The sequence below is a fragment of the Arthrobacter sp. UNCCL28 genome (genome assembly GCF_900102805.1).
Lineage (GTDB): Bacteria > Actinomycetota > Actinomycetes > Actinomycetales > Micrococcaceae > Arthrobacter > Arthrobacter nicotinovorans_A.
In genome coordinates, this window is the sequence record NZ_FMWE01000002.1 from 541,847 (window position 1) to 564,843 (window position 22,997).

The 22,997-nt window shown below is 63.5% G+C and carries 20 protein-coding genes; 13 read left to right on the forward strand and 7 right to left on the reverse strand.

The annotated features are described in order from the left end of the window. Positions 1-20: 20 nt before the first annotated feature. The 3 genes from BLQ01_RS07030 to BLQ01_RS07040 form a co-directional block, all read right to left on the reverse strand. Positions 21-1,574 (reverse strand): DUF5719 family protein, encoded by a 1,554-nt coding sequence (locus BLQ01_RS07030; RefSeq protein WP_254779268.1) that lies wholly within the window; start codon positions 1,572-1,574, stop codon positions 21-23. 94 nt (positions 1,575-1,668) lie between these two features. Then, entirely contained in the window at positions 1,669-5,055 is a 3,387-nt protein-coding gene (locus BLQ01_RS07035) for a glycosyltransferase (protein ID WP_091550788.1), read from the reverse strand. Beyond that, positions 5,055-5,600 carry a WhiB family transcriptional regulator gene (locus BLQ01_RS07040; RefSeq protein ID WP_081733423.1) on the reverse strand — a complete coding sequence of 182 codons (546 nt, stop codon included), beginning with the start codon at positions 5,598-5,600 and terminating at the stop codon, positions 5,055-5,057. The genes BLQ01_RS07035 and BLQ01_RS07040 overlap by 1 nt, the downstream gene beginning before the upstream one ends. A 377-nt stretch (positions 5,601-5,977) precedes the next feature. On the opposite strand from BLQ01_RS07040, the gene BLQ01_RS07045 reads away from it, so the two are divergent. Further along, a complete protein-coding gene (locus tag BLQ01_RS07045) occupies positions 5,978-6,673 on the forward strand; it encodes a TIGR03089 family protein (protein WP_091550790.1) in 696 nt (231 codons plus the stop codon). Here BLQ01_RS07045 and BLQ01_RS07050 read toward each other — a convergent pair. Then, positions 6,660-7,223 (reverse strand): GtrA family protein, encoded by a 564-nt coding sequence (locus BLQ01_RS07050; protein WP_026542802.1) that lies wholly within the window; start codon positions 7,221-7,223, stop codon positions 6,660-6,662. The two genes, BLQ01_RS07045 and BLQ01_RS07050, sit on opposite strands and share 14 nt — an antisense overlap. 191 nt (positions 7,224-7,414) lie before the next feature. Between BLQ01_RS07050 and BLQ01_RS07055 the strand changes: the two genes are divergently transcribed. The 5 genes from BLQ01_RS07055 to BLQ01_RS07075 are packed head-to-tail and all read left to right on the forward strand — an operon-like array spanning position 7,415 to position 13,042. Next, a complete protein-coding gene (locus tag BLQ01_RS07055; RefSeq protein WP_091550791.1) occupies positions 7,415-8,602 on the forward strand; it encodes a 5-(carboxyamino)imidazole ribonucleotide synthase in 1,188 nt (395 codons plus the stop codon). Further along, on the forward strand, positions 8,599-9,162 hold the full coding sequence (gene purE / locus BLQ01_RS07060) for a 5-(carboxyamino)imidazole ribonucleotide mutase (RefSeq protein WP_026542804.1): 564 nt from the start codon (positions 8,599-8,601) through the stop codon (positions 9,160-9,162). Before BLQ01_RS07055 ends, purE begins: the two co-directional genes overlap by 4 nt. Before the next feature lie 20 nt (positions 9,163-9,182). Continuing rightward, on the forward strand, positions 9,183-10,799 hold the full coding sequence (locus tag BLQ01_RS07065; RefSeq protein WP_091551151.1) for an LCP family protein: 1,617 nt from the start codon (positions 9,183-9,185) through the stop codon (positions 10,797-10,799). A 53-nt stretch (positions 10,800-10,852) separates the two neighbouring features. Continuing rightward, positions 10,853-12,103, forward strand: a complete 1,251-nt coding sequence (gene manA / locus BLQ01_RS07070) for a mannose-6-phosphate isomerase, class I (protein ID WP_091550793.1) — start codon at positions 10,853-10,855, stop codon at positions 12,101-12,103. 3 nt (positions 12,104-12,106) lie between these two features. Continuing rightward, positions 12,107-13,042: a lipid II:glycine glycyltransferase FemX gene (locus tag BLQ01_RS07075; RefSeq protein ID WP_091550795.1), complete on the forward strand. Its 936-nt coding sequence runs from the start codon at positions 12,107-12,109 to the stop codon at positions 13,040-13,042. 308 nt (positions 13,043-13,350) lie between these two features. Here BLQ01_RS07075 and glpX read toward each other — a convergent pair whose 3' ends face one another. Then, entirely contained in the window at positions 13,351-14,373 is a 1,023-nt protein-coding gene (gene glpX, locus BLQ01_RS07080; protein WP_026542808.1) for a class II fructose-bisphosphatase, read from the reverse strand. A 200-nt stretch (positions 14,374-14,573) separates the two neighbouring features. Here glpX and BLQ01_RS07085 point away from each other — a divergent pair, with 200 nt between their 5' ends. The 5 genes from BLQ01_RS07085 (at position 14,574) to BLQ01_RS07105 (ending at position 20,013) form a co-directional block, all read left to right on the forward strand. Beyond that, entirely contained in the window at positions 14,574-15,275 is a 702-nt protein-coding gene (locus BLQ01_RS07085; RefSeq protein WP_254779269.1) for a DUF4245 domain-containing protein, read from the forward strand. 51 nt (positions 15,276-15,326) lie between these two features. Beyond that, positions 15,327-15,941, forward strand: coding sequence for a carbonic anhydrase (locus BLQ01_RS07090; RefSeq protein WP_026542810.1), 615 nt, complete (start codon positions 15,327-15,329; stop codon positions 15,939-15,941). A gap of 87 nt (positions 15,942-16,028) precedes the next feature. Then, positions 16,029-17,456 (forward strand): class II fumarate hydratase, encoded by a 1,428-nt coding sequence (locus BLQ01_RS07095; protein WP_091550798.1) that lies wholly within the window; start codon positions 16,029-16,031, stop codon positions 17,454-17,456. Positions 17,457-17,641: 185 nt separating this feature from the next. Further along, entirely contained in the window at positions 17,642-18,328 is a 687-nt protein-coding gene (locus BLQ01_RS07100; RefSeq protein WP_026547058.1) for a TetR/AcrR family transcriptional regulator, read from the forward strand. Beyond that, the gene (locus tag BLQ01_RS07105) at positions 18,325-20,013 is read left to right on the forward strand and encodes an MDR family MFS transporter (protein ID WP_091550799.1); all 1,689 of its coding nucleotides are present in this window, start codon (positions 18,325-18,327) and stop codon (positions 20,011-20,013) included. Before BLQ01_RS07100 ends, BLQ01_RS07105 begins: the two co-directional genes overlap by 4 nt. Before the next feature lie 5 nt (positions 20,014-20,018). On the opposite strand, the gene BLQ01_RS07110 is transcribed toward BLQ01_RS07105, so the two are convergent. Beyond that, positions 20,019-20,495 (reverse strand): NUDIX hydrolase, encoded by a 477-nt coding sequence (locus BLQ01_RS07110; RefSeq protein WP_091550801.1) that lies wholly within the window; start codon positions 20,493-20,495, stop codon positions 20,019-20,021. Positions 20,496-20,648: 153 nt separating this feature from the next. Continuing rightward, on the reverse strand, positions 20,649-21,200 hold the full coding sequence (locus tag BLQ01_RS07115) for a prepilin peptidase (RefSeq protein WP_091550802.1): 552 nt from the start codon (positions 21,198-21,200) through the stop codon (positions 20,649-20,651). 61 nt (positions 21,201-21,261) lie between these two features. On the opposite strand from BLQ01_RS07115, the gene BLQ01_RS07120 reads away from it, so the two are divergent. Both BLQ01_RS07120 and BLQ01_RS07125 read left to right on the forward strand, forming a co-directional pair. After that, positions 21,262-22,023: a hypothetical protein gene (locus BLQ01_RS07120; RefSeq protein ID WP_091550804.1), complete on the forward strand. Its 762-nt coding sequence runs from the start codon at positions 21,262-21,264 to the stop codon at positions 22,021-22,023. A gap of 238 nt (positions 22,024-22,261) precedes the next feature. Then, positions 22,262-22,927, forward strand: a complete 666-nt coding sequence (locus BLQ01_RS07125) for a GNAT family N-acetyltransferase (RefSeq protein ID WP_091550805.1) — start codon at positions 22,262-22,264, stop codon at positions 22,925-22,927. The last annotated feature ends 70 nt before the right edge of the window (positions 22,928-22,997 follow it).

Below are 22,997 nucleotides of genomic sequence, written 5' to 3' on the forward strand. Positions count from 1 at the left end.
CAGTAACCGACCAAAACCCGCTAGTAACCGACGGAGACCGGGACCTTTTCAAGTCCGGCAGCCGCATCCTGGATAGCTACTACCGAGATGTCCGCGCGCCCTTGGGTACCGAGGACCAGTGCACCGTAGATGGGGTCGCCGGAGGCTGACACTACATACCCTGCCACCACCGAATCACCGGACTTTGCCGGGAGTTCGATCAACGATGTGGTTCCACCGGACATGTCCACGTCAACAGCTTTGCCCACAGCACCGTCGGCGGTCACAGGAGCATAAGTCACCGTGCCGCGCCCCTCGGGAACTCCGAAGCTCAAATACCGCTGCCCGTTCCGGGGTACGGCCACCAGGTGCTGGCTGCCGAGGCGGGCCGAGGAAGGTGACCAGGCAAAATCGGTGGCTTCCTCAGCTTTGGCCCCCCGCGTAACCCGGGCCGAGGCCACAAAGGCAACATCGGAACTGGCCTTGACCGTGTAGGTGCCGGCCGGTATGCCCTCGAGATCCACGGTGGCTACGGATCCACTTTTGACCGTGACCACTCCCCCGCTGGGTACCTTCCGTTCGCCGTTGGCCCCGTAGAGGCTCACCTGCACTACGGCATCGGTGGACCCCGGGACGGCAATCTGCAGCGCCGGCGAGGCATCGGCGAAACCGGATTTGGCCGCCAGCGCTTTCGTAGCCGCCGGGTCCTGGATGTCGACGCCGGACATCACCTGCAGGTTCGAGGCACCGGAGCCAGGGGCAAGGTATTCGACACCGCCGGGAGCGAGCCCGCGCAAGACACTCTGTTGGATGGTCGCAGCAACCGGGCCACCAGTACTGCGCACGTGGACTGCGAGTTGCGATTCACTGGGGGCAAGTCCTGCAAGGTTCACAGAGCGGGTGGTTCCGGGAGCTACCAGGAGTCCCCGCGCCCCGGGTGCCTGGATCTGGCCCTGCTCCCCGAAAAGGTCAAGGTTCACGGTGGCCGGAGTCTCCGAGGCATTGCTGAGGTTCAGGACTGCCGTGCGTCCCACTGCCGTGTTGGCGCCCAGGAGCCAGGCATCGTTTCCCGGCGATTGGCATTGTGCCGAAGCGAGGCCGCGCAGGTCTCCATCGGTGGCGGAGTAGCTAAGGTTGGCCGCCATGGAGGCTTGCTCGTTCCCCAGCGGATCTGCCCCCACCACGGCCGGGGCCGTCACGGGAGAAAGGGATGCCACTGCGGCAGATAACACCGGAGGTCCGGCAGTTGGCGTCGGAGTGCTGGTGGGAGCCTTTGCAATCTCAGCAACAGCGGCTCCATCCAACGTTGTCACGTTGCTTCCCGGAACCGTACCGGCCGGGTTGCTGAGCACCACCGCATTCAGGGCACTGGCGGCTGTAGTGGACACGGGACTGAACTCCGCATCGGTTCCCACCACGGTTCCATTGACAAGCCGGGCAGGCTCCGGGCACACGCCCAGTGCCCGTCCCGCTGGAACATCGGCCCGCCGGATGTCCATGGTGGTTCCGCCGGAAGGTTCGGGCATCATCGAGGTCGCCGCGACGGCCCCACCGCCGGCTGCCAGGATGGCTACCGCGGAGAGGACCCCGGTCACAACGCCCCGGTTGGAACTTCGAGCCCCTTTGCCTGCACTACGTGACGACTTACCTCCAGCTGGCTGTTTACCTTCAGCTGGCTGTTTCTGGTCCTCAGACACTGCTGTACTCCTTACGGAGGGAGACTTCGTCCCTCGACATGCCGGTTCGGGTGCGTCGCGCCGGCACAGGTATGGCCAGCAGCAGCGTCAGCCCCATCACCACGGCCTGCATCAGGCCGAACCACAAAGCCCAAGGGTTGGTGTAACGGATTTCCAGCTCACCACCGTTGGCGGGGAGCTCAAAGGCTTGCGACCATCCGGACGTAGCGGCTTTGAGCTGCCTTCCATCCATCCAGGCCGTCCAGCCGGGGTCGGAGCGTTCAGCCATCACCAGCTTGCGGCCCTCCCCACCTGCAGGAACGGTCGCATCCACGGATACTTCTTCGGCCGGGAGGTTGGCAACCGTCGTCCCTTTGGAATCAACGATCCGGATGCGGTGCGTGGTCTCTGCAGCCGCGGCGGCCGGCTGGTTCCGCGGCGAGACCCGCCACAGCCATCCGGCGTCCGTCTGTCCAACAGCCACCAGGCCTGGGACGGCGTCAATCCTGCTTGCAGTCAGTTGGGCTGCGTTGTCGGCGGCCTTAAGGACTACGAATCCCGCTCCAAGTTGTTCAAGGTCAGCGCGCGGGTCCACTCCACTGCTTGCCACGATGGTGGCCACTGCCCGCCGAAGCGATGCCGTGGCGGCGTCATCGTCCACAATTTCCTCGCGGCCCGGTGCGCCGATGATGGTGCGGGCCGAAGCGATGGTGGACAAGCTGTCCAGGGTCGTGCCGGCTCCGCGCATTAATGAGGACGTAAAGGCACCTTGTTCTCCACTGGTGATAACCAGCGTCCGGGTACGCTCAGGCCCCTGTCCGCGATCGACCGCGGTGGCCGGCAAAGTGCCGGTGTCCACTGCCCATACCTGGCGTTCGGTCCCCAAGGAGGACGGTTTCTTTTCGGCCGCGTTGGCTGACGTGGACGCACCAGGGGCCGGCGAGGGCTGGAGAACGTTCTGGGCCGCCCAGGCGCCCATGCTTGCCAGCGGCCCGGCCACGAGGAGCGTGAGGACAAGCCCGGAAGCCACACGCTGCAAAGGAATCCTAGGGCCGCTGGTATCAGTCGTGCGGCGGGGCGCACCAAAGAGCTTGTCAGCGCCTGTAACGGCAGCACCGAGCAACAACATGCCGGCAGCTGATACCGCCGGGCCGGTGAAGGGCCCCACGATGACGTCATTGTTGACGCCGGTGGCGACATGCCCCACCAACCAACTACTCGCCAAGGTAGCCAACGCTGCCAACCAGAACACCCTGGCCAGCGCCGTCCGCTTGCCGGGCAGGAACAGGGCCGCCACAGCGAGGACCAGGACCGGCGCACTGACCAGCAGCGCAAGCAGCAAAGCCCAGGGTGCTGCGCCCGGGCCGAAGATCGCCAAGCCGGTCAAGCCGCCGTCGATGTCGAATGCCAAGGGCTGCCCCAGCAGCTGCTGCCAGATCGGCGCGGCGTCGAAGGTCAGGGGCAGTCCGGGATCAGCCAGGAGGGCACGCGGCCTGTCCAGGACCGAAATTCCGTACGGCACGAACAGCGCAACAGTGGGAAGAAGAGACCACCACAGCGTCTTGCCGCGCTGTCCCAGGATGACGGCGGACAGGACTACCGCAACAACAACGGGTCCTAGAAGCGACGGTGCCGAGGCGGTAACAATGGCCATTGCAAGCCCGCCGGCGGCGGCGGCGGTCCACGACGGTGTCCCATTGATGCCCGGCTTTCCGAGAACGGGAGCAGGGCGCCGGGTCAGGGCTGTTCCCTGATGTGAACGTCCTTGACCGATCGCGGATCCTGAGGCACGCAGGAGTGCCAGCAGCAGCAGCGGCATCATCACATGGGCAATCAAGGCACCAGCGCGGCCCTCATTGATCGCGACCAGCAGCGCAGGAGCGGCAGACCATGCCAAGGCAGCAACAGTCCGGAAACGGCGCTTCGTCGTCAAAGCCCCGGCAGCAAACCACGCGCCAATGGCAGAGAGTGGCATGGCCAGGACCAGCAACCAAGCCATGGCCGGGTTGCCGTCCCCTCCGCCAAAGAGGGACAACAGCCACAACACGTAACCGAAGGGATCGCCGTGGCCCGGCAGGCCTGCGCCAAGGGAAATCCACCATGTGGAGGCATTGGCCCAGATGTCTCCGGGCGTTTCAGACAGCGGGATGAGGCCGCCACCGGCCACAATTCCGGAGCGCACCAGGCCCAGCAGGCCAATAAGGGAAGCGGCCAGGGCCAGCAGGGCTGCTGCGGCTGCACCTGTTCCTACCCACCCGCGTTCATTGGTTGCCAGCGCAACAAAGTCGTCGGCGGCATCCCCGCTGGGTTCCGGTGCCAGGAGGTCCGAGACCGCTGACGATTCATCGCCGGGACGGATGGCCTCCAACAGGGACCGCCTGTTGGCACGGACTTCGCGGGTTGACTTTTGGAGGCCCCGGACCACGGCACGCCGGACGCGGCGGGTTCCGGCGGCAACACGGCGGCCCCGGGCGATGGCTACAGGACGCATCAAGGCGGCAAAGGTTGCCGTGAACTGCGAGAAACCGTACCCCGGTTCCTTGACCAGAATGCTCAGCATCAGCCGGACCACGGCACCGAAGACCGCACCCAGCGCTTGGAACGGAACGTTCCACCAGGGGGTGTGCTTGAGACGCAAATGAATCTGGGCTTTACGTGCCGCAGATGAGGTGCCCAGGCCATGGGGCCGGTGCTCCACGTGGAACATCCGGGCGCTGGGAACCACTACCACCCGGTTGCCGGCGAGCCAGTTGCGCCAGCAGAAGTCCACGTCATCGCCGCTGCCGGGCAACGCGGGGTCAAAGCCCTGCAACAACTCCCACACATCCCGGCGGATCAACATTCCGGCGGAATTCACCGCGAAGGTGTCCGTGCGGGCGTCGTATTGTCCCTGATCCACTTCGTCGGCGTCGATCAGTGTCAGGCGCTCGGCCCAGCGGCTGGTGGAAAGCCCGGCATCCACGAGGTGCCGCTCATTGTCCCAACCGAGCTGCTTGCAACCGGCCACCGTTACCGACGGCGCCCTTTCCACGGCATGCAGAAGCTCCGCCAAGGCGTCAGCCGCCGGGGCGGCGTCATCGTGAAGGAGCCAAATCCAGTCAACAGTGCCAGGGCGGTTTCCAGCATCATCGCCGGGCACGCCCCTGTCAGGTGCCAGCTCGTGCAAGCCCGCTTGAACAGCTGCGCCGAAGCCGGATTTTGCCTGCGCGAAAGTGGTGACATTGGCTTGGCCGAAGGCTTCGCGAAGCATATCCAGCGAATGATCCGTGGAGCCAGTATCAATGCCAATGGCGGCATCTGCCGGACGGGTTTGGTCCGACAGTGCCGCCAGTGTCCTGGGGAGATAGTCGCCGCCGTTGTGGGAAACCACAACGGCGGTAACGTGAACTTCCTTGAGAATTAGACCGCTCGCTTCCTTAGCCGACGACGTTCCCGCTCAGAGAGTCCGCCCCAAATCCCAAACCGCTCGTCATTGGCGAGGGCGTACTCCAAGCACTGCGAACGGACGTTGCACGCCCCGCAGACTTTCTTGGCGTCCCTGGTGGACCCGCCCTTTTCCGGGAAGAAAGCCTCCGGATCCGTTTGAGCACAGAGCGCATCAGTCTGCCAGCCAAGTTCACCTTCGTCATCGAAGTCACCCTGGCCCGGAAGGCCGATCCATACAGGCTGGCCCGGTGTTTCCAGCGGGCGGCGAACCTCCATGGGAGGATCGTCCAAGTCTTCTTCCGGCCCTGCAGGCAGGTCCCCGATCAGCGCCTCGTGTGCGGCCAGGAGGGCAGTTGCTTGATCCTCCAAGGAGTCCTGCACATTTTGGTTGTAGCGGTCTGCCGCTTCCGGATCCGCTGGGTCGACGTACCAATCCCCCGGTACTTCCCGCGAACGGTATTTCACCGACGCATGTTCTGCGACGACTGCATCTTCCTGGATACGCAACGCTTGCCCCATGGCGTCCCTCCTGATTTTGCAGCTGCTGCCTGGATGTGTTTCCGATTCCCGGCGACGTTCCGGTCATCTGTGCAGCGGCGTTTGATTACTAATTACACGCGTGTAACTACCCGTCAGTCAAGCCGCGCCGGAATAATAATCAAGAATCCGGAGAAACGTGGGATGCGCCACGCCCAACATTTTGCCCGTGCCGCCGCCTGCCTGCGGGGGAAATGGGAGGGTTGGATCAATTTACGTGAACTTTCATTGAATTTCCGCGGAAAATTAAGCCCTCGCCCCAGAGCGCCCACCGACTGGACAAAATGGCATGTGTCGCAATTCACAAAGCCGGCCCTAATCCCAAGCCCGGCGCCGGACCACCGTGGCAAGATTGACGCATGAGCATCCCGGCAGCAAACCTCATGACCACCCTGCGATCCGGCCATTCGACCTCGCCGCGCCTGACCTGGTACGGGCCGGATGCGGAGCGGGTTGAGCTTTCCGGCCGCGTCCTGGATAACTGGGTGGCCAAGACCAGCAATCTTTTGCAGGACGAACTCGATGCCGAGCCAGGCATGGCCGTCCGCCTTGACCTCCCGGCGCACTGGAAGTCGTTTGTGTGGGCACTGGCTGCATGGCAGCTGGGAATGGAGGTGGTCTTCGACCAGACCTCCGCGGACCTTCTCGTCACGGACACTCCCGACGGCGATGCCGGGGCCGGCTTCGACGCTGTCGTTGCCGTGCCGCTGGCCGCGCTGGCCATGCGATGGCCGGGCGAGCTGCCATCCGGCGTCGTGGATTACGCGGCGGAAGTCCGCTCCCATGGCGACGTCTTCATGGCACACAACGAGGCCGCTGCGGAGCTCCCGGCAGTGCGCGGCACCTCAGAACTCACGCACGAAGCGCTCATGGAAGAGTTCGCGACCGGCCAGGAACCCGGCGTCCGCCTGCTGGTGCGGGCCAGCGAGGGCCTGGAAACCTGCCTGGCAGCTTCACTGGGAGCGTGGCACGGCGACGGTTCGGTGGTTTTGGTCCACCCGGACCTGGAGGTGACTGAGCACCTGCTGCAGAACGAGCGGGTCAGCCGTTCTTAACGGACGGCAACTCGCCGGTGCCGGGGTTGGCAGCTCCGGCCTCGCTCTTGGCCTTGTGGTGAAGGTCGATGATCTCGTGGTCATGCGAGAACTCGGGCTCAGCGTCCAGCTCTTCGTTGAACACCCAGAACCGGTAGGCAAAGAACCGGAAAATGGTGCCCAGAATGAGGCCCACCACGCTGCCGGCAATGAACAGGGACGGCTTGTCGTTCAGGTCCAGGATGTACTTGGCGAACCACACACACCCTGAGGCGATGAGGAGCCCCACGAGGTTCATCACGGCGAACAGCACGGCCTCACGGACCACGTTGGCCTGCTTGCGGTGGCGGAAGGTCCAGAAACGGTTGGCGACCCACGAGAAAACACTTGCAACGATCGTCGCAATGGCCTTGGCCCAGACCTCGCTGCCATGCATCGGTCCGGAGAACAGCCAGATGAAAACGGCCGAGTCAATGACAAAAGCGACACCGCCGACTGCGCCGAACTTTGCTACTTCACGCCAAAAGAGCGAGGCAAGTCCGCGGATGCGATCTGCAAGTGTGGTGATCATGACCCTCCATGGCCGTTGAATAGGTGGGCCGGTGGGCCGATTCCATTTTAGCGCCGTTTTCCGCGCGCTGCCTTTGAGCAGACTGTGAGAAGGCCAAAATCGGCTCCCGCAAGGGGTGTAACGCTGTGGAAAAGCGGTCTTATGGGCGGCAGAATCCGTGATCCTGCCGCCGGTTCGGTAGGCTGAACCTTGTGACTTTTCCAGTAATTGGCGTTGTTGGCGGCGGCCAGCTCGCACGAATGATGGCTCCGCCCGCTACCGCCCTGGGCTTCGAACTCCGAGTTTTGGCTGAGGGTGTGGACGTTTCGGCTGTTGCCGCCGTGGCCACAGCCCCGATCGGCGACTACAAGGACTTGGACGCCCTCCTCGAGTTCTCCAAGGGCCTGGACGTGCTGACGTTCGACCATGAGCATGTCCCCACGGAACACCTGAGGGCCCTTCTGGATGCCGGTGTCAACGTCCAGCCCGGCCCTGATGCGCTGGTGAACGCCCAGGACAAGCTTGTGATGCGGGCAGCGATTGACCGCCTTGGCCTGCCCAACCCGGAGTGGTCCGCGGTCAGCAGCGTTGAGGAGCTCGTGGCATTCGGCGACAGGATTGGCTGGCCCGTTGTCCTGAAGACCCCCCGTGGTGGTTACGACGGCAAGGGTGTCAGGATCGTGGACTCCGCTGCTGACGCCCAGGACACTGCCGATTGGTTCCAGGCAATGAGCCCCCTGCTGGCAGAGGCCAAAGTGGACTTCAGCCGCGAACTGTCCGCGCTGGTAGCGCGAACCCCCAGCGGCGAATCCCGGGCCTGGCCCGTGGTCCACACGATCCAGGTGGACGGTGTCTGCGACGAAGTCATTGCACCGGCACAGAACATTGCCGTTGAGGTGGCCGCGGCTGCCGAAGAGGCGGCACTTCGCATTGCCAACGAGCTTGGCGTCACCGGAGTAATGGCTGCAGAGCTGTTCGAAACCCCGGGGGTCGGAGCCGGCTTCCTCATCAACGAACTCGCCATGCGCCCGCACAACACTGGCCACTGGACGCAGGATGGATCCATCACCAGCCAGTTCGAGCAGCATCTTCGGGCAGTGCTGGACCTTCCGCTCGGAGCAACCGACGCGCTGGCACCCGTGGTGGTCATGAAGAATTTCCTCGGCGGGGAAAACCAGGACCTCTTCAACGCCTTCCCTATGGCCTTGGCCTACGAGCCCGCAGCCAAAGTCCATTTCTATGGCAAATCCGTCCGCCCCGGCCGCAAGATAGGCCACGTGAACCTCGTGGGCAGTTCGGTCTCCGACGTCGACTCCGTCCGTCGGCGCGCCACAGCAGTGGCCAACATCATCCGCGACGGCCACAAGCCCGAGCAGACCACCCTTGAGGAGAGCGCATGACGTCAGAAGCAACAGCCCCGCTGGTAGGGCTCGTGATGGGTTCGGATTCAGACTGGCCGGTGATGGAAGCCGCAGCCGATGCCTTGGCCGAGTTCGGTATCCCTTTTGAAGCCGACGTCGTGTCCGCGCACCGCATGCCCACGGAAATGATCCGCTACGGCCAGACTGCGCACGAACGCGGGCTGCGTGTCATCATTGCCGGCGCCGGCGGCGCCGCCCACCTCCCCGGCATGCTTGCCTCGGTGACACCGCTTCCTGTCATCGGCGTCCCCGTTCCCCTTAAGACCCTGGATGGCATGGATTCCCTGCTGTCCATCGTCCAGATGCCTGCCGGTGTCCCCGTGGCTACGGTCTCGATTGCCGGGGCACGAAACGCCGGCCTCCTTGCTGTGCGCATGCTCGCTTCGGGAACGGACGAACTCGCCGCGAAGCTCCGCGCTGATCTGGTGGACTTTGCCCAGGAACTCAATGACGTCGCCACCAAGAAGGGCGAAAACCTGCGCCGCAAGGTAGAGGAAGTCTTCTCCCCTGCCAACGCTTCAGCCCGGAGCCCCCGCTAGGAAGGCACCGGTTGACCACCATGCACAAGACTCAGAATCAGCCCGGTTCCGCCCTGACTGATCCCGTTCGCTATCCGTCCGGGGCCAGCGCCCCGGTGCGGACCAAACGCGCCTTCGTGCTGGTCCTGCTCACCCTCTTCATTCCCGGCAGTGCCCAGATCGTTGCCGGCGACCGGAGGCTTGGCCGGGTGGCGCTGCGCGTGACGCTCACGGTGTGGGCCCTGGCGCTGGTTACCTTGTTCATCGCCATGGTCAACCGGACCCTGCTGCTCAGTGTGTTCACCCACCCAATCGGTTCCCTGTTGATCATTGTGGTCCTGGTGGCCCTGGCCTTGGGGTGGGCCTACCTTTTCCTTAACACTTTGAGGATCATCAGGCCGGCCCTGCTGGCACCGGGGATGCGGCCCATCATTGCCGTGGTCCTTGCAGCCTCAACGATCCTGGCCAGCGGTTCGCTCGGTTATATCGCCTACGTCCTCAACGTCAGCCGGAATGCCATCGGCAGTATCTTCGATGCCGGCCCCGCCATCGAACCCGTGGACGGACGTTACAACTTCCTCATGATGGGTGGGGACGCCGGGGACGACAGGACGGGACGCCGCCCGGACAGCCTTTCGGTCATCAGCGTTGATGCCAAGACGGGCGAGAGCGCCATCATCTCGGTCCCCAGGAATCTTCAGAACGCCCAGTTCAGCGAAGGTTCGCCTATGCGGAAGATCTACCCGGACGGCTACAACTGCGGCGACGAATGCCTGATCAATGCGGTCAATACCGAGGTCACCAACAACTACAAGGACCTCTACCCCGGTGTGGCCGACCCCGGAGCGCAAGCCACTCTGGAAGCCGTCTCCGGCACCTTGGGAATCACTGTCCAGGCCTACGTGCTGGTGGACATGGATGGTTTTGCCAAACTCATTGACGCCATGGGTGGCATCCGCATCAAGGCCGGCGGCTGGGTGCCCATCAGCGGCCCTGTGACTGACGAAGCCAACGGCATCCATGGCATGCCCGACGGCTGGATACCGGCCGGCGACCAGCACCTGGATGGCTTCCATGCCCTGTGGTACGGGCGGTCCCGTGAGTTCGTGGACGACTACGCCCGCATCGCACGCCAGCAGTGCGTGCAGCAGGCCATGCTCAAGCAACTTGATCCGGCCACCCTGCTGACCAAGTTCGAAGACATCGCCAACGCCGGAACCAAAGTCGTCGACTCGAACATTTCCTCCAACCAGTTGGGGAGCTTCGTGGACCTCGCCTTGAAGTCCAAGAATCAGCCTGTCAAACGGCTCACCATCGGCCCACCGGACTTCGACGCGTCATTCTCCACCGTCCCGGACTTCGACCTCATCCACTCCAAGGTCCAGGAAACCCTCGCCGGATCCAACGGCCCCAAGGCCGATGACGCCCTCGTGACCGGCAACGGCGCAGCTGCCGGAACCATCGTGGCGGCCGGGCCTGTTGCAGGCAGCCACCCGGCGGGCCAGCTTCCCTCACCATCGGCCGATTTCACTCCTGTAACCACCACACCGGACGGCACCCCGATCACCATCGAACTCTTGAACGGCCTCAAGGCCCAGGGCGATGAGCAAGGCATACGTGACCTTGTGGCAACCAACGGGCAGTGCGCACCACTGTAGGCTTGCAGCTCCGTTCAACCCCACGTCCAGCGCAACGATAAGGACTTTCTTTCGTGTACCAGATTGAGAATGTTTTGCGACCCTATGCGTGGGGTTCGACGACGGCGATCGCAGACTTGCTGGGGCGGCCGGCCTCCGGTGGTCCCGAGGCGGAAATGTGGATCGGAGCCCACCCTGACTCCCCTTCTACAGCTGTCCACCCCAACGGCGTTACCCAGCCCCTGAATGCACTGATCGAGTCCGATCCCCAGCGGTTCCTGGGTTCGGAGAGCCTGGCGGAGTTCGGCCCCCGCTTGCCGTTCCTGGCCAAGTTGCTCGCTGCCGAACAGCCGTTGTCCCTGCAAGTCCACCCCAGCTTGGACCAGGCGAAGGAGGGGTTCGCCCGCGAGAACGCCGCCGGCATCCCCGCCGATGCGGCAGAACGCAATTACCGGGACGACAACCACAAGCCGGAGATGATCTTTGCGTTGACTCCGTTCAAGGCTCTGTGCGGCTTCCGTCCTGCTGCCGGGTCCAAGGCCGTCTTTGAACACTTGGCCCGCGTCCTTGATTCCGCTGCCGTCGCCGTCCCGCCCGTGATTTCCAGCGTCATTTCCGATCTCGGCCTGCCCGAGGAGCCCGCTGCCCTGAAAGCAGCCTTCAGCCGCCTCATTGAGGGCGGCAGCCAGGTTTCCGATGCCATCAACGAAGTAGTTGCCGTCTTCTCAGCCGGCGCGCCGCTGGAACCGCATCGTGGGGTTCTTGCTGCGATGCTGGATATCAACGAAGCCTTCCCCGGCGATCCCGGCGTCCTCATCTCCCTGCTCTTGAACCACCTTTCCCTCGAGCCCGGCGAGGTCGTGTATCTGCCGGCCGGAAATATCCATGCGTACCTCCATGGCCTGGGCGTGGAAGTCATGGCTTCCTCCGACAACGTGCTCCGTGGCGGGCTCACCCCCAAGCACGTTGACGTACCCGAGCTCCTCAAGACCGTCCGGTTCGAAGCCTTGGGCGTCCCTCGTGTCCAGGTCAGCGGGACGGAATTCGGACAGGAACTTTATCGCCCGCCGTTCAAGGAATTCCAGCTGCAGCGCATGGAACTTGCTCCTGGCGCCGAACCGGTGCCTTTGGCACAAACCGGGCCAGCCGTCGTCGTGGTGGTTTCAGGTTCGGTGCTGCTTGACTCGCCCAAGAGCGACCTCCGGCTTGGGCGCGGTGCAGCCGCTTTTGTTCCCGACATTGAGGCTCCCGTCAACGTCCACCCCGTGCAGGGCGCCACAGAGGTCAGCGTCGCCTTTGCGGTGACCACCGGGTTGGGGAACTGATCCATGGAGTTTTTCCTGCAAACGCCCGCTTGGGCTGCCGTCCAGCGTTCCCTGGGCCGCCGCGTCCACGAACAGTCCGGTCCTGGCTGGAGCTTCCTGGCCATCGAGGAGAAGAACCCTGCGGGCAAGGTCATTTATGCTCCCTACGGCCCTGTGGCAGAGTCGGTTGAAGCCTTCGACGCCGCTACTGCAGCTTTGGTGGCTTTGGCCAGGAAGGTCCATGCGGTCTTCGTCCGGATGGAACCTGCCGCTTCCGGTTTCACCGCCTCCGACGCCGGTCCCCTCCTCCGCTCGCGCGGCATGCGTCCCGCGCCGGTCAACCAGCAGCCCGAGCTCAGCTGGATCGTGGACCTCGACGGAGATTTCAAAGAGGTCCTGGCAGGCATGAAGCCGACCAACCGGAATCTGTACCGGAACATCCACAAAAAGGGTGTGACCTTCCGGGCTTCACAGGATCCGGCCGACATCAGGATTCTCCTGCACTTCCTGCACCTGACTGCCGCGCGGAACGGCTTCAAACCCCAAAGCGATGAATACCTCACCCAGGTGGCTGCCTCCCTGCTGCCTGCAGGCTGCGGAACACTCTTTATCGCCGAACTGGAGGGCGAGCCGATCGCCGCCGCCTTCGCCTACGACTCCGCTGACACCCGCGTCTACGCCCACGCTGCCCTGGACGATACCCACCGCAAGCTCAGTGCCGGCATCCCCCTCCTGGTAACGCTGATGGCCGATGCCAAGGAGAAGGGCTTGAAGCACGTGGACCTCTGGGGTGTGGCGCCCGAGGACCAGCCTGACCACAAGTGGGCGGGCTTCACGGCGTTCAAGAAGTCCTTCGGCGGCCGCGAAGTGTCCTATCCCGGCACCTGGGACCTCCCGGTCAATAAACTCCGCTACGGGGTATACCAGCTGGCCAGAAAGCTCCGCGACAAAGTCCGCTAGGCCCGGACCTCCCCTAACCCTGACCGCCGCCCTCGCGCACTAAATCAGGTGTCACTCCCACCACCCACTCTGGGCCGGCTCCGACCCCGACACACCCTGCTTCCCGGCACGCCCCGAGGTTTCCAGATTCAAAGTAGGTGGTGAAGGCACACCCCGGGCACACCCTCCCCCACCCTTTAGCAGCTCGAAGCCGAACGTGGCCGGACACAGAGAAGGACGGCGAGTATCGCCAAAGCGGCATCAAATCGACGAGGTACGAGGAGATAGCCGCCGAGCGATGCTCGCCGTCCTTTTGTTAAACCCGGGGGTTACGGCTTGCGCGCGTACGTCTCCCACTTGGATGCGTGGTGCTCAGCCTCGACAAAGCGCACAGTCCCGGACTTGGAGCGCATCACGATGGACTGCGTCATGACGCGGTCCTTCTGGTAGCGCACGCCGTGGAGGAGGTCGCCGTCCGTGATGCCGGTGGCTGCGAAGTAGCAGTTGTCCGAGGTCACGAGATCGTTGGTGGACAGAACGCGGTCGAGGTCGTGTCCGGCGTCGATGGCCTTCTGCTTCTCGTCGTCCGAGGTGGGCCACAGGCGGCCCTGGATGACACCACCGAGGGACTTGATGGCGCAGGCGGTGACGATGCCTTCCGGGGTGCCGCCGATGCCCATGAGGGCGTCCACGCCGGTGCCGGAGCGGGCTGCAGCGATGGCGCCGGCGACGTCGCCGTCCATGATGAACTTGGTGCGTGCGCCTGCTTCGCGGATTTCTTCGACGAGCGGACGGTGGCGGTCGCGGTCCAGGATCATAACGTTGAGCTGGTTGACCTTGACACCCTTTGCCTTGGCAATGAGGTGCAGGTTCTGCTTGACGGGCAGGCGAAGGTCCACCATGTCGGCCGCTTCGGGGCCGGTGACGAGCTTCTCCATGTAGAACACAGCGGAGGGGTCGAACATGGATCCGCGCTCGGCCACTGCAAGCACTGCGAGGGCGTTGTTGATGCCGAGGGCGGTCAGGCGGGTTCCATCGATGGGGTCGACGGCGACGTCACACTCGGGACCGGTGCCGTCACCAACCTGCTCGCCGTTGAACAGCATGGGGGCTTCATCTTTTTCGCCTTCACCGATGACCACGACGCCGTTGAAGTGGACGGTTTGAAGGAATGAACGCATGGCATCGACGGCGGCGCCGTCTGCCTTGTTTTTGTCACCGAAACCTACCCAGTGGCCACCGGCAATAGCCGCGGCCTCGGTGACGCGGACGAGTTCAAGCGCAAGGTTGCGGTCGGGTTCGTCGATGCCGACGGCGAGCGACGGCGAAATCGTGGAATACTGCTGGGTCATTGGTGCAGGAGACACTTGAACCTCTTCTTCGAGTGACGATTCACGGGACCGGACACGGTTGCGCGGGGCAACCCGGGGTTCCTCTATCAACGATCATAGTCGCCGCGTCCACCGGAGGTCGTTGGATGACCACGGCCCGCAATACCGCCGGTGAGGTCCCCGGATGTGTGTTCCCCGCTGCCATGGGGGATCATGGAGGGGTGAGTGAAACGCAGGACAAGCCCGCAGCTGAGAACCAATCCGACGCTGCACCGGCCACTGAAACCGATGCCCAGGCCATCCCGGATGCCCCGTATAAACCCGTGATTGCGGCGAAAGCTGCCAAACGGGCCAATGCTTCGGTCATCGGCATGGTCATCGCGCTGCTGGTCTGCGTTCTCGCTTTCCTTCCCATCGTCTTGATGAACCCGGCTCCCAAGGGCGAGGGTTTCAGGCCCGATATCGATGTCACCGCGATCGCCCGCAACGCCACTGGTGTGGCGGGATTCACACCCGCGACCCCGGATACGGGCGACACATTCAAACCCAATTACGCCCGGTGGGAATCGGGTTCCGGAAGCGGTGTCCCCACGTGGGAGATTGGTTTCCTGACCCCCAAAGAGGGCTTCATTGGCCTGACCCAGACCAATAAGGCCAACCCCACCTGGGTCCTGCAGCAGACGGAAAACCTCCCCGTCACCGGCACGCGCAACGCCGGGGGCCAGGACTGGGAACTGCGCGATTCCGGCAAGGAAAAGCGCAGTATGGTCCTGGACTACCGGGGTACCACCCTGATCCTGAGCGGCACGGCAAGTCTTGACGAGTTCGCGACGCTCGCCGCCGCCGTCGTGAAGTCTGCAGACCAGGCCCCGGCCGCAAGCGCTCCGGCCTCAGGCACGGCTTCGTCGCAACCGTCCGCGTAATCGCCGCAACAGTTTCACGGACTGCACTCTCCGCGTCGTAAAGTAAGGCTCGTGCCTACTTACCTGACTCCAGCCCTGGCGTGGCGCCGTCTCCGCGAGGGCAACGAACGTTTTGTTTCCGGCGAATCCCTGCACCCCAACCAGGACGCTTCGCGACGATCGTCACTGATTGAGAACCAGAATCCCTTTGCCGTGATCTTCGGCTGCTCGGACTCCCGGCTCGCTGCAGAAATCATTTTTGACCTGGGCCTCGGTGACGCCTTCGTGGTCCGAACCGCCGGCCAGGTCATTGATGACGCAGTCCTTGGTTCCCTCGAGTACAGCATCAGCGAACTCCGTGTCCCGCTGATCGTGATCCTCGGCCATGACAGCTGCGGTGCGGTGAAGGCCACCAAGGCTGCTGTGGAAACCGGCGAGATGCCTCCCGGTTTTATCCGCGACCTCGTGGAGCGCATCACGCCCTCGGTCTTGACGGCCCGGCGCAATAACCAGGACGACGTCAACGACATGGTGGTGGAGCATGTGAAGCAGACAGCCGCCCGCCTGGCTGACAGCTCACGTGTGATTTCCGACGCCATCGACGACGGGCGTGTGGCCGTGATCGGCCTGTCCTACAAGCTCGATGAAGGCCGTGCGGCCCTCGTTTCCGGGATCGGCAAGCTCTAAGGAGGCGTGCTCCGGCCGCCGTGCCGGAGCACGTAGCACTCCCCTCCGGGTTTTCTGTGAGGCGTCCAACCGCCCTAAGCTAGCCCCATGACTTCCACCACTGAGTTCCGTATTGAACATGACACGATGGGCGAAGTTCGCGTCCCCGTGAACGCCCTGTACCGCGCCCAGACGCAGCGTGCTGTGGAGAACTTCCCGATCTCCGGCAAGACGCTTGAGCGCACACACATCGAGGCCCTGGCCCGGGTGAAGAAGGCAGCTGCACTGGCAAACGCCGAACTGGGGGTGCTCGATGGTGAGCTCGCCGAGGCCATCGCCGCCGCTGCCGATGAAGTTGCCACGGGCAAGTACGACGGCGACTTCCCGATCGACGTTTTCCAGACCGGCTCAGGCACCTCATCCAACATGAACACCAACGAGGTCATCGCCGAGCTCGCATCGCGCGCCCTCGCGGCCGCCGGGAGCGAGAACGTTGTTCACCCGAATGACCACGTGAACGCTTCGCAGTCCTCCAACGACGTCTTCCCGACCTCCGTCCACGTTGCCGCGACCTCCGCCCTCATCAACGACCTGATCCCGGCCCTTGAGTACCTGGCAGCTTCGCTGGACCGCAAGGCCGTTGAGTTCAAGGACGTCGTCAAGTCCGGCCGCACGCACCTCATGGACGCTACGCCGGTCATGCTGGGCCAGGAGTTCGGTGGCTACGCAGCCCAGGTCCGCTACGGCATCGAGCGCATCAACGCCGCGCTCCCCCGCGTTGCCGAAGTTCCCCTCGGCGGCACCGCTGTAGGCACCGGCATCAACACCCCTGCAGGCTTCCCGGAGCGCGTCATCGAACTCCTGGCTGCCGACACCGGCCTGCCGCTGACCGAGGCCCGCGACCACTTCGAGGCACAGGCCAACCGCGACGGCCTGATCGAAGGCTCCAGCCAGCTCCGCAACATCGCCATCTCCTTCATGAAGATCAACAACGATCTCCGCTGGATGGGCTCGGGCCCCAACACGGGCCTCGGCGAAATCGCCATCCCTGACCTTCAGCCGGGCTCCTCCATCATGCCGGGCAAGGTAAACCCGGTCATCTGCGAAGCGTCCATCATGGTCTGCGCACAGGTCATCGGCAACGACACCGCCATCGCTTGGTCCGGCACCAACGGCGCCTTCGAGCTGAACGTGGGCATCCCCGTCATGGCCGCCAACCTGCTTGAATCCATCCGCTTGCTGGCCAACACCAGCCGCGTCATGGCCGACAAGATGATCGACGGCATCACCGCCAACGTTGAGCGCGCCCGCTTCCTGGCCGAGGCATCCCCGTCCATCGTGACCCCGCTGAACAAGTACATCGGGTACGAAAACGCGGCAAAGATCGCCAAGATCGCTGTCAAGGAAGGCCTGACCATCCGCCAGGCAACCGAGAAGCTTGGTTTCGTCGGCGAGGACGAAGGCAAGGTCTCCGAGGCCGACCTGGACAAGGCCCTGGACGTCACCACCATGACTTCCCCCGCCCACAAGGCTTAGCACTTAGCGCCCTTACTCACCGCACGACGACGGCCGGTACCTTTCGCACGAAAGGTACCGGCCGTCGTCGTACCCGGAAGGTTTTTGCAGCAGGATGCCCTTGGGTATCCTCCCCGGGGTTATGGTTTCACCCGACCTTTGATTTCTTTTTGCACTTTTTGATCAAGAGTGCAAAACTTTACTTTGTGAGCAATAGTGCAAATATCGATGGCGGCCTCCGCGAGCGCAAGCGGGCCGCCACGCGGACGGCAATTACCGCCGTCGCGCGTTCCCTGACCGCTGAGCATGGCCTCAGCGGTTTCACGGTTGAAGAAGTCTGCGAAGCGGCGGGGATTTCGCGCCGAACCTTCTTCAACTACTTCCATTCCAAAGAAGATGCCGTGATCGGTTCCTTCTCGGATGAATTGCCCGCCGAGGCCTTGGAGTCGTTCAACCAGAACCCTTCGCGCACGCCGGACAGCATCTCCGGGACTCTCCTGGCAGCCCTGCATGTTCTCACCGTGACCCTGATGGAGCGTTCGTCCATCAGCCGTTCCGAAGTCCAACAGTTCATCGCTGCCATCACGGCTGAACCACAACTTCTGGCGCGCCTGACCCTGGAAGGGGAGGCGCGCGAACGGGAATTCGCCGCCCTGGTGGCCGCCCGCGAAGGGCTGGATCCCGGGCATCCCGAAGTCATGACTGCGACGGCGTTGTTCGGGGCGGTCTCCAAGAAGACAGCCCAGCAGTTCTTCTCGGAGGAAAACACCCGCCCTTACCGCGGGATCCTCGAACAGAACCTCAACGCCGCACGGAAACTCTTCGCCCAGCCGTTGGCCACGAACCAGCAACTGGGCCCCAATCCCCTTGAAACCTCGAAGGACCCCGCATGAGTACAATTTCGAAAGCGGCAGAACCATTGCTGCTGACCCAGAAACGCATCTGGATCATCTTCTCGGCGCTGATCGCAGGCATGCTGCTGTCCAGCCTTGACCAGACCATCGTCTCCACCGCCATGCCCACCATCGTGGGCAAGCTCGGCGGGGTGGAACACCAGGCGTGGATTACTACCGCATATCTGCTGGCCACCACCATCGTGATGCCCATCTACGGCAAATTCGGTGACATCCTTGGGCGCCGCAACCTGTTCCTGGTGGCCATTGCGCTGTTCACCCTCGCGTCCGTGGGCTGTGCGTTTGCCACAGATTTCTGGGGCTTCGTCATCTTCCGCGCCATTCAGGGCCTGGGCGGCGGCGGCCTCATGATCCTTTCCCAGGCGATCATCGCTGACATTGTTCCTGCCAAGGAGCGCGGCAAGTACATGGGCCCGCTGGGCGCCATCTTCGGCCTCTCCGCCGTGGCCGGACCCTTGCTGGGTGGATTCTTCGTGGACCACCTGACCTGGGAGTGGGCTTTCTACATCAACATCCCTATCGGCATCGCCGCATTCATCACCGCCTGGTTCACACTGACCCTGCCGAACAAAAAAGCCGAAAAGAAGATCGACATCCTGGGTGTCCTCTTCCTCTCAGCCGCCACCACCTGCCTCATCTTCTTCACCGACTTCGGTGGCAAGAAGGACGAAGGCTGGGACTCGCCCCTGACATGGGCCTTCGGTGCGGGCATGGTCCTGGCAGCGTTCGCTTTCGTCATGGTTGAACGCCGCGCCGAGGACCCCATCATTCCCCTCAGCCTGTTCAAGAACCCCATCTTCATCAACGCAACGGCCATCGGCTTCACGCTGGGCCTGGGCATGTTTGCTGCCATCGCCTTCGTCCCCACTTTCCTGCAGATGTCCTCCGGAACGTCCGCCGCAGAATCCGGCCTGTTGATGCTGCCCATGATGGTGGGCCTGATGGGCACCTCCATCTACTCCGGTATCCGCATCTCCAAGACCGGCAAGTACAAGATGTACCCCATCCTTGGTGCAGCACTGACCATCGCGGCCATGCTCTGGCTGACTACGCTGGCAGCGTCCACCCCCATTTGGGTGATCTGCGTCCAGCTCTTCATCTTCGGGGCGGGCCTGGGCCTGATCATCCAGGTGATCGTCCTGGTGGTCCAGAACTCCGTTCCTGCTGACCAGATCGGCACGGCAACCAGTACCAACAACTACTTCCGCGAGGTAGGTGCATCCCTGGGTGTCGCCGTCTTCGGTGCGATCTTCACCAATCGGTTGTCGGAGTCGTTGACGGAAGCATTCACCGGTGCCGGCGCTTCAGCGGAGCAGGCTTCGCAGTCCACCAGCACTCTGGATCCGCAGGCACTCTCACAGTTGCCGGAACAGTTGCGGGACGCGATCGTCAACGCTTATGCCAATTCCCTGGCGCCCGTGTTCTGGTATTTGGTGCCGTTCATTGCCATCGCACTCATCCTGGCCATCACCCTGAAGCAGATCCCCCTCTCCGACACCGCCGGAATGGTGGCACGCGGCGAGGCGGTTGGCGGCGAGGAAGCCATCCGGCTCGAGGCCGAACGTCTGGAGACGGCACGCTTGGAAGCTGAACTGGCTGCTTCCGGCGGAATCGAAGGCACCTCGGACGGGCTCGACAAGGACCGTGCCGGCGCCGGACGATAGCGGTATCAGTCTTCCACTTGGTATGCCACGGGGCCTTCGGGCTCCGTGGCAAGCCTGATTGCTTCGAGGTTTCCGGCGCTCATCTCCGGAAGCTCATCCAGCGCGAACCATCCCACGTCCAGTGATTCATCATCGTTCACGCGGGCTTCCCCGGAGACGTACCGGCAACGGAAGGTGATGTCCAGGAAGTCACATACATCGCCGTTGGGAAAGGTCACCGGGCCTACAACCCCGACGCCGATGATCCGTTCAGTTTCGGCCACGACTGCCGTTTCCTCGAAGATTTCCCGGACCAGCCCGGGAGCCGGGTGCTCACCCGGCTCCAGCATTCCGGTGATCAAGGCCCAGTGGCCGTTGTCGGCGCGTTGACCCAGCAGCACCCTGCCGTCGTCGTCGAGCACCACTCCCCTTACTGCCGGAAGCCAAAGGGGATCGTTACCGATCTTTTCCCGCAGTTTCAGGACGAATTCCGGTGCACCCATGTGTCAGCTTTCCTTCACTTCGATGGTCGCGTGTGAGTTCTTCAGGGTGAGTATGTCGCTTAAACACCTGCTGGCCCAAGCATGCCGCAGCCCGGTGAAGGCGAAAATACGGGGTGGGTTGCAGTTTGGCCGCAGTTCCTTTCGTTGGAATCTTCAAGAGGGCAGGACCACCATCGCAGCCGCCGCTCCGGCCAACATGAAAGGGCCGAAGGGGATGGCCGAACGCAGGGTACCGCGGCGTGAGACCAAAATCACCAGGCTCCACAGCCCACCCAAAATGAAAGCGGCGAACGTCCCTGCAAACACGTGGCTCCACCCCAGGTAGCCCAGGTAGAGCCCCAACACACCCGCGAGCTTGACGTCGCCAAAGCCCATGCCGGGTGGGTGGATGAGACGCAGCACGAAATAGAAAAGCCACAGCACAGCGCCTCCCGCGAGGAGCCGGAGTCCCGGTACAGCGAACAGCGTGGCTGAAAGCTGCTGGCCCTTGCTTCCGCCGTCCAAGAACGACACGAGGGATGCCGCCAGCAGCAACACCCCGGCCACGGCGTAGGAAGGGAAAACGATGCGGTTGGGCAACAGGTGGCTCCGCACATCGATTACCGTGAGCCGGACAGCCATCACCACGAAGTACAAGCAGGCGGCCATCACCAGCCAGAAGCCCAGTGGGCTGGCATCCCAGAGGTCGGAGAGTCGTCGGATCACTCTCGGATGCTATCCCGCTTTGGCCGCCGGGCCCGCTTGAAGGGCTGCGTAAACTGTGGATATGGGGAGCTTCAGTGCAGGAGGACCGGGTTTCGACCTCTCCTCCACGTTTCGGAATCTTTGCCGTTCTTCGCCGTGGAAATGGACGAGCCTCCGCTTCGAGTACCTGGAAAGGCCCGGGACGGGCTCCACCATGGTCCGCGCATGGCTGAGGCGGCCAGGCGCTCTTCGCATGGAAACTCCGGACGGCCAATTGCTGCACAGCACCACGGGCATCAACGACTCCCGGGATGATCTGTACGTCTCCTCAACACGCCGCTCATGGTTGCTTCCAGCCCATCTGGTGACGCCCGTTTACGACGACGCCGGCTTGGTCCGCCGCCGACCGGAGGCTGCCTACGGGGAGCCCTCGTTCGGCAACGGCCGCCTCGCGGCAGCACTGGATCCCGTGGAACTGGCCGGCAACGCACCGGTTCCCCTCGAGTTCCCCGACACCAACCCGGTCTTCCTTGAGCAACCGCGGGAGGTTGACCATGAGGGCCGCCTGGCTTTGGAATCCATCGTCACGCCGAGCCGGACCTACGTTCCCTCTGACCCCTCTGAACCCCTGGCCCACCCCGGGAGGACGCTGATCAGGATCGACGCCGGTACCGGCGTCTGTGTGGCCAGCCAGAGCCTGGACGGAGACACCTCGGGAAAGGGCCACTGGCTGAAGATCCTTGCGGTGGACGAGTACATGTTGGACGACCTTTTCCTGGCCGAGTCCATGAACCTCACCGACGTCCGACGCCACATCCCTTGGGACATAGGCCCCGCCGCCTGACACCCCAGCCGCCGAGGGGCGAGCTCCCGGCAGTATCGAAGCACCAAAACCCCGAGATCCAACCCCTCGGCGAGCCTGACGGAACACCCCCGCCGCCGAGGGGCGAGCTCCCGGCAGTATCGACGTCGCCAAAGTCCCGAGATCCAACCCCTCGGCGAGCGTGAGGGGCGGCGCGGCCTGGGAAGAGCCTGCCCCGGTGTGACTCGCGTGGTTCCTCCTGCCGGGCTAAGCTACGGCGATGACATCGCTGGCAGACATTTGGCCCCCGTTCGGACTCGTCCTCACCACCCCGAGGCTGAGCATCCGTCCAGTCCTCGACGACGACATCCCGGCCGCCGTCGCCGCGGCCCGTTCCGGCGTCCACGAGCCCGGCAAGAGCCCGTTCAGTACCCCGTGGACCGAGCTTCCGGACGATGAACTCGCTCCCAATATGGCCCAGTGGTACTGGCGCTGCCGCGCTAACTTCACCCAGGAATCCTGGACCCTTCTGCTCGCGGTCTGGAACGAGGATGAGTTCCTCGGCGTCCAGGACATCGGCGCCAAGAACTTCTCAACGCTGAAAACCGTCAGCACCGGCTCTTGGCTCAAGCAGTCCGCACAAGGCAAGGGCTTTGGCAAGGAGATGCGGGCCGCCGTCGTGAGTTATGCCTTCGACTACCTGAACGCCGAAGTGGCCGAATCCGAGGCCGCCCGCTGGAACCAGAAGTCCTTGGGCGTCTCCACCAGCCTCGGCTACGAGCTGAACGGCATCTCCCGGGAGGGCTGGGGAGACACAGCCCAGGAAGTCCAAAAAGTCCGGCTCACTCCCACCACTTTCAAACGCCCGGGCTGGACCCTCAAAGTCCAAGGCCACCAAGCCTTCTCCTCCTATCTTGGAATCGAAGAGCTTCCGGCGGGTGACTGAAAAGGCGAAGGCCAGGCATCCGGCAGCGTGCGTCAAAAGCGAGGAACGAGCTAGCACGCAGAGGATGTCT

Coding starts and splice junctions, on each gene's coding strand:
- BLQ01_RS07040 (WP_081733423.1), bottom strand. CDS start 5,600: ATGGGGCAAGCGTTGCGTATCCAGGAAGATGCAGTCGTCGCAGAACAT.
- BLQ01_RS07045 (WP_091550790.1), top strand. CDS start 5,978: ATGAGCATCCCGGCAGCAAACCTCATGACCACCCTGCGATCCGGCCAT.
- BLQ01_RS07050 (WP_026542802.1), bottom strand. CDS start 7,223: ATGATCACCACACTTGCAGATCGCATCCGCGGACTTGCCTCGCTCTTT.
- purE (WP_026542804.1), top strand. CDS start 8,599: ATGACGTCAGAAGCAACAGCCCCGCTGGTAGGGCTCGTGATGGGTTCG.
- BLQ01_RS07065 (WP_091551151.1), top strand. CDS start 9,183: ATGCACAAGACTCAGAATCAGCCCGGTTCCGCCCTGACTGATCCCGTT.
- BLQ01_RS07075 (WP_091550795.1), top strand. CDS start 12,107: ATGGAGTTTTTCCTGCAAACGCCCGCTTGGGCTGCCGTCCAGCGTTCC.
- glpX (WP_026542808.1), bottom strand. CDS start 14,373: ATGACCCAGCAGTATTCCACGATTTCGCCGTCGCTCGCCGTCGGCATC.
- BLQ01_RS07095 (WP_091550798.1), top strand. CDS start 16,029: ATGACTTCCACCACTGAGTTCCGTATTGAACATGACACGATGGGCGAA.
- BLQ01_RS07105 (WP_091550799.1), top strand. CDS start 18,325: ATGAGTACAATTTCGAAAGCGGCAGAACCATTGCTGCTGACCCAGAAA.
- BLQ01_RS07110 (WP_091550801.1), bottom strand. CDS start 20,495: ATGGGTGCACCGGAATTCGTCCTGAAACTGCGGGAAAAGATCGGTAAC.
- BLQ01_RS07120 (WP_091550804.1), top strand. CDS start 21,262: ATGGGGAGCTTCAGTGCAGGAGGACCGGGTTTCGACCTCTCCTCCACG.
- BLQ01_RS07125 (WP_091550805.1), top strand. CDS start 22,262: ATGACATCGCTGGCAGACATTTGGCCCCCGTTCGGACTCGTCCTCACC.